This is a genomic window from Geminocystis sp. CENA526, assembly GCF_050753365.1.
Classification (GTDB): domain Bacteria; phylum Cyanobacteriota; class Cyanobacteriia; order Cyanobacteriales; family Cyanobacteriaceae; genus Geminocystis.
In genome coordinates, this window is record NZ_JBLZFY010000156.1 from 1 (window position 1) to 6,641 (window position 6,641).

General features: G+C 36.5%; 3 protein-coding genes. 1 reads left to right on the forward strand and 2 read right to left on the reverse strand.

Annotation, left to right across the window (positions count from 1 at the left end):
• Positions 1-201 precede the first annotated feature (201 nt).
• Positions 202-4,275: a helicase-related protein gene (locus ACN4EE_RS21515; RefSeq protein WP_431708561.1), complete on the reverse strand. Its 4,074-nt coding sequence runs from the start codon at positions 4,273-4,275 to the stop codon at positions 202-204.
• Positions 4,276-4,462: 187 nt separating this feature from the next.
• On the opposite strand from ACN4EE_RS21515, the gene ACN4EE_RS21520 reads away from it, so the two are divergent.
• On the forward strand, positions 4,463-5,491 hold the full coding sequence (locus ACN4EE_RS21520) for a hypothetical protein (protein WP_431708562.1): 1,029 nt from the start codon (positions 4,463-4,465) through the stop codon (positions 5,489-5,491).
• Positions 5,492-5,592: 101 nt separating this feature from the next.
• Here the strand turns inward: ACN4EE_RS21520 and ACN4EE_RS21525 are convergent, their stop codons facing one another.
• Positions 5,593-6,618 carry a hypothetical protein gene (locus ACN4EE_RS21525; RefSeq protein WP_431708563.1) on the reverse strand — a complete coding sequence of 342 codons (1,026 nt, stop codon included), beginning with the start codon at positions 6,616-6,618 and terminating at the stop codon, positions 5,593-5,595.
• Between the last annotated feature and the right edge of the window lie 23 nt (positions 6,619-6,641).

Here is a 6,641-nt window from a genome sequence, read left to right on the forward strand (position 1 = left end):
TCCCATAACATATATAAAAATGTTGTACATATATACGATCGTCAAGTTTTTTTACCTTTTTTCTTCCTAATTATATCATCACTTTCAGATCGCAAGGAAACTGCGTGAAAATAAAATACCAGTTAAAAATCAAGTTCCCCCAAGGGGGGATCAATAATGGTATCTTTTTTATTTGCAATTCCCCAATGCCCTTAATGGAATTTAATCATGATGATATTGGGCTAAAGTTGAACCACCAATGATATAACGAGTAACTTGTTTTACCTCCTTGACTTTACCAGCTAAGGCGATGGCAGGATTTTGAATCGTTATTAGTTGCGGTGCATTAGTTTTACAACCCCATACCACATATAGCCAGTAACTATTCCCTAATTGTTGCGCCCTTCGCCATTCATTGTTAGTCAGGCAAATATCTTGGTTAAAATCCGCTCTACCCTTTACCTCAATCCTTCTTACTAGAACATTGTTACTATCATCTTCTCCATCTTTAACGCTACGAATATCAAAACCGCAACCATCCCGAAGTTGACTAACATCAGTAGGAATCCAACCCCTTTGCTTTTCATAGTTCATCACATACTCCATGGCGATCGCTTCCACCTCTTCATCAGTACGCATATTATCATTATGAGGAGTAGGAATTACTAAAGCCGTTCCTAGATAAATAATTTTACCAGCACGGACTAACTGAAGATAGCTTAATTGATTTTTCTTATTATCATAACGTTCTTGTAGTGAATCGATTTTATTTTTGGCGTTATCCCTCGCAATACGGAAAGAATCATCCCCTTTTGCCACCTTACTAGCTAATTGAAGGTAAGCACTACGAGCCTCTTTTATAGCTGAATTCATGGCTTGTTCGAGATAATCATGACGAATTTTTAATTCCCGTTGTCGTTTTTGGGATTCCTCTTGTTTGAGGGGAAATTGTACTTTTACCTTTAACCATCTTTCGATCGTATTTTGTTGTTCACTGGTAGGAGGACAAAGCAAGGAAGTTCGATCGTCATTGGAAGGCACGAAGCAATCTTCTTGATTATCAGAATTTCGAGAGGTGGTACGATCGATCGTCATGACACCAATACCGTCATTGGGAGGCACGAAGCAATCTTCTTGATTATCGGAATTTGAAGAGGTGGTACGATCGAACCCCATGATACCAAAACCGTCATTGCGAGGGGTATTTCCTGTTAAATTTTTATCAGTAAAGTTTTCCTCCTCCGAAGCAATCCCTGAGATGGTTTCACGATCGATCGTCATGATACCATTATCGTCATTGCGAGGGGTATTTCCCGTTGAATCTTTATTAGTAAAGTTTTCCACCCCCGAAGCAATCCCTTCATTCTTCAAAAAACCCTGAGATTGCTTCACTTCCTTCGCAATGACAGAGGAGGAAGAGTTTGCCATGACAGAAGGATTATAGACAGAAGATAAATCTTCGAGTTTAGTTATATCAAGGGGAGTAAAATCATGAAGACAATCCGTAGAAATAAGCTGATATTCCCCCTCAACTTCCTCTAAGACAGCCTTCATTACTGCCCTAATAATCGTTGGTTTACCCTTTATATCTTCCCCAGTAATTTCCACCTGATAGAAATGAATCCGATAAGGTTTAACCGCATCAGCATCGCTAAACAAAGCCGACTGAAAGCCCACCGTTTGAGCTAACTTATAGTCTAACCGTTCCGAGATTGCCCCAAACAAAGGATGCCCAGGGGAAACAAATTCTGCATCCGCATAGGATAACTCCTCTAACTTCTCCTTGTAGAAGGTAAACTTCTTATATTCCTTTTCTGCGATACCTAATCTTCTTCCTGCATCCAAAAGAGGAGATCTAAATTCTTCCTTTAAATAGGGAATACGCCATAAACCATCGGCTCTAACCTCTAATTTTATCCCTAAATACTCACAAGCACGAGCAAAAAATTCCTCCACATAACGGGGCATTAACCGTCTTTCTTCCGAAAGAAAATCTTGCTCTTTGGTTTTGCGCACTTGAGACAAATCCACATGGGAAGTAGCCAAAGCGATACCTGTTGCCTCTTCTAACTCCTTTAGTTTATCAGGATCTAATTTTTCTACTGTTTTATAGGCTTTTTCTTCTTCCGCCTTACCGTAGGTTGCCTCCTTGATTAAATCCTCAAAATTAATGTTATTTAGCTGTAAAAGTTGACCAATGACATCAAATACCTTGTCACCCATTACTGCTTTAATTTCCTCTAATTTTCGCAGTAATTTATTTAAAACGCTACCCTCAACGGTATTGATTGCCACGAAATTAAAAACATAAACATCCTTCGGTTGTCCAATACGATGTATTCTACCCATACGCTGCTCTAACCGATGGGGCGACCATGGTATATCATAATTGATCATCAAGTGGCAAAACTGTAAATTAATACCTTCCCCTGCGGCTTCTGTTGCTAAACAAATTTGTTTATTGAACTGGAAATCCTTTTGAGCTACTTTGCGCGCGATCGCATTCATTCCCCCATGAATTTCACAGATAGAATAACCCCACTTTCCTAGATTTTCCTTCAAATAGCTTAAGGTATCACGATGTTCCGTAAAAATTAGTAACTTACCACCGCCACCTGTTAACTCATTAAACTCACTGCCTTCTAAACAATCCTTGAGAGCATTTAACTTAGTTTCATCGCCTTTTTCTATGGTTTGCTCTGCTAATTTTACCAATCGCCGTAAATCTTTTAATTCCGTCTCTAATTCGTCTAACTGTTCCGCTACGGTAGCATTAACAGAAAAATCTTCTAATTCATCTTCGGTAAAATCATCATCCTCTAATACATCCTCCACAACATAATTATTCTTGCTTCTATTTTTTGGTGAATTATTGGTATATGAATTACGACTGTTTGAAAAGCCCTTGCTATCATCAGCCGAATTATTGGTATATGGATTACGACTATTGGAAAAGTCGTTGCTATCATCAGCCGAATTATTGGTATATGAATTACGACTATTGGAAAAGCCATTGGTAGCATCATCATTCGGCATTGAACCTTGATTAATACGTCCTAACTCTAATAATCGCTTATGTTGCTCATAGGTAGAGAGATTCCGCAACTCTTCGAGCAAGTCAGTAAAACGTTTTTCTCGTCTTTTGAGAGAACTATAAATAGCATTTAAACTACTGGCTAACCGCCGTTGTAAAACAGTTCTGGCTAAAGCAACCGCCCCTTGCTTTTTACCCTTAGTACGTCCTAAATAACAATTAATATACTCCGTCACCTGATCATATAAATACTTTTCCGTAGGGGATAGTTCAAAGGGTACTGTTTTAGCATTTCGTTCCTTAAACAGCTTTTTCCCTTCAAAATCCCTTAATTCTTCCTTAATCCGTCTTAAAAACCAAGGAGACTCATCTAACTGAAGAATACGTGGATTTACTTGATTAGAGATAAATTGATCTTCATCGAGTAACCTTAAAAAATTATGAAACTGATCCGCATCCCCCTGATGAGGTGTTGCCGTTAGTAATAAAATCCTTTCCGTTATTTTGGACAATTCTTCGGCTAAACGATACCTTCCCGTGCGTCTTAACTCATCTCCCTGACTACGGGCAGAACATTTATGGGCTTCATCGATAATCACTAAATCCCAATCAACTTGTAAAATCGAAGGTAGTACATCATCACGCTTGGCAAAATCTATGGAGGCGATACACTGACGGAATCTTTCCCACGGATTCCCTCCTAATTGGTTTTTGACTAGGAATGAGTTGATAACTTCAAAAGTCTCCGAAAATTTGGACTTCAATTCATCCTGCCATTGTACCGTTAAGGGGGCTGGAGTTAGGATTAAAATTCGCTCTACCGCATGACGCAGTTTTAATTCTTTGAGGAGTAAACCTCCCATAATAGTTTTACCAGCCCCTGGATCATCAGCCAACAAAAATCTTAGTCTAGTTTGGGGTAATATGCGTTGATAAACTGCTTCTAACTGATGGGGTAAAGGCTTTACTCCGCTTAAACTTACGGCAAAATGAGGATCAAAATCGTAAGCTGTTTTGATTCGGGCGGATTCTATAAACAGAAAAAAACGTTTAGCATCTACTAAGGGTTGATTATTAGCTTCTTCTTGTGCCTCTAATTCCAATGCCCTTTCTAACTCTAACATCGCTTCCGCTCGATCGCCGTCTTCTTTTTTGACTTGGAGTAACACAGTCTTATCGACCACATCCACTTGTTCTACTAACACAGTACCAGTGAATTGATCAGGAATGGAAATTCTCTTGCCAACGAGATTTTTAACCATAACGCACCCTGTATTTAATACATTTATTATAGCGATTATATTGTCATTCTTTCAGAATGTGAAGAATTGAGAGAGCATCTTAAACAACTTGGTAACTGCTATAGCTTAGTACATGACCAAAATCTAAAATAAATGTTATGTTGAGAGTAAATAATTACTATCATTGTTTTGTAATAATAAAGAAATTATGCTTTTTAAAGAAGAACCCAACTCAAAAATTTGGGCAGCTCAAAAGGGTTTATTTTTACCAAGTTCATATCTTGACGAATTATCCAAGAAAGAAGAAGAATCTTTCATAAAAACAATGGAATCTTTATCACTACTGGAATTAGTGATAGTTTATATAGGTTTATTACCAAAGAATGTTCGAGAAGAATACAAAAAAGAGATCATCCTAACCCAAGAACAAGAAAAAGTATTATCGATTTTTCAAAAGCAATATCAAGATATATCGCAATGGTTAGTACTTTTTGCTTTTCCCGATGATAAAAAAGAAGCTCAATTGAAAGAAGATCATCGTAATTTGGTAAAACCTTTTGCTGATTATTTTTGGAATATGTTGGATGTTCTTAAGATTTGTTTAGAAGAAACAGGGAAAATAAGAAAAATAAGCGTTTCTGATTGTGAGTATTCTTTATATTTATTGGAGATCGCTAAACTATTAAATAGTAACTATTCCAGATTGTTGAGTTTTTATTTTCATATTTTGATTCAGCAACGCCATTATAACTTCGATTACCTTTTTAGTTATTGGTATAGAATATTATGTAGCTATTTTATGGAATCCATCAAAAATGGTGGTTTTATAACGCCATTGCCAAATAATTATCCAAAATCTAAACGTGAATTAATGAAGATATGGAAAAAGGATCTAACTCCTCGTCTTCATGCTACCAGTGCAAGTATGAATGATTATTCAATGTTTTCTGAAATTGATGATAATTGGGAACTATTTGAAGATAGATTACACAGAATATATTTTGATAATTCTTTCAGATGGGCAAAAGAAAATAATAACTATAAAGTTATTGAGGCAGTCTCTGATTTATTGGAACAAGAGAAAAAACTTATTGACATAATCAACAAAAGAAAAGGTAGTGGGGAGTATCAAGTGATGACTATTCACCATAAGGGTATTAATGTAACTGGAAGAAATAAACCAGAAGGATTTAGGAATCTAACCACTTCAAACAGGAAAAAATCCAAACGAGCATGACAAAAATCTAAAGCATGACAAAAGAGGAGTATAATCCTCTTTTTAGGAATTATTTGAGATGTCTGTTGGGAGTCTGTTACTCCTTTTGATGTCAAAAGTTATTAGTCGGTTAATCGACAGCTACGTTTTTGACAATGATACTTTACAGTAGAACCACTAATACCATATTCAGCTCCGATTTCCGATAAACTAAAACCGCCCTCAATATGTAATTCTACAATATCTCGTACTTCCTCCTCCGATAGTTTTAAAGTAGAATAAGCAGAAAATAATTTTCGTTCGTCTGGATTAATAACAGGGGGTAATTCATATTTTTTAATGGCAATTTGAATAGCTAATTGATGAGCTTCTTTAAGATTACCAGTATAAATTTCTACTACTGTTCTTTCGACAAATCCTACCGCTTCCAAAGCAATGGCTTCGGGAATATGGTTACGGGCAATATCCCAATCCCCTTCGATGACATTCCATTCACTGCGCATTTCCGAAGCAATCTTGCCAAAAAGATAAAGATAGGTATAATTTGTCCAGAGGGCAATGTTTTGATGAAGCTCAATAATAAACTTAGCATAAGGTTTCCGATCCCCTTTATTAAGCAAACGAGAAACTAACCATTTTTGTAGTTCTTCACTATCAGCCTTGTCGTAACTACCTTTGATGAAAGTATAGGCTTGAGCATAAAATCCTTCTACCGTAAACCATTGTAGAAAGTCTTTAATTTTTAATTTAGTTCTGCTATTAACATCTTCAAAAAAAGCGACATTAAAACATAAGTCAATAAATTCGCTTACCTCAATGACTTTGTAATAATCTTGGTTCAAATCCTGATGGACTATTTTTTTGTCTCCAAAGGGTAAGGATAACACAGCATATTTTTTCCCAGAGCGTGGTAACTTTAGATGTTCAATTACTTTATCTTCTGTCAAAAAATTTAATTCTTGGCGTTTTGTACCCTTAGCCCAATTACTAAGAGTAGCATGGTTAATTCCAGCACAACGCTCCTGCATTCTATAGCCTAAGCCAATAGAAGGACGATTAATTCCGAAAGCATGGGGATTGATTATCAATCCTTCGAGAAGATGACCATTATAGCGAATTTCTATTTTCTGACCTATTTTTAAATCCATAAACACCTCTTAATTAATTTAGG

Coding starts and splice junctions, on each gene's coding strand:
- ACN4EE_RS21515 (WP_431708561.1), bottom strand. CDS start 4,275: ATGGTTAAAAATCTCGTTGGCAAGAGAATTTCCATTCCTGATCAATTC.
- ACN4EE_RS21520 (WP_431708562.1), top strand. CDS start 4,463: ATGCTTTTTAAAGAAGAACCCAACTCAAAAATTTGGGCAGCTCAAAAG.
- ACN4EE_RS21525 (WP_431708563.1), bottom strand. CDS start 6,618: ATGGATTTAAAAATAGGTCAGAAAATAGAAATTCGCTATAATGGTCAT.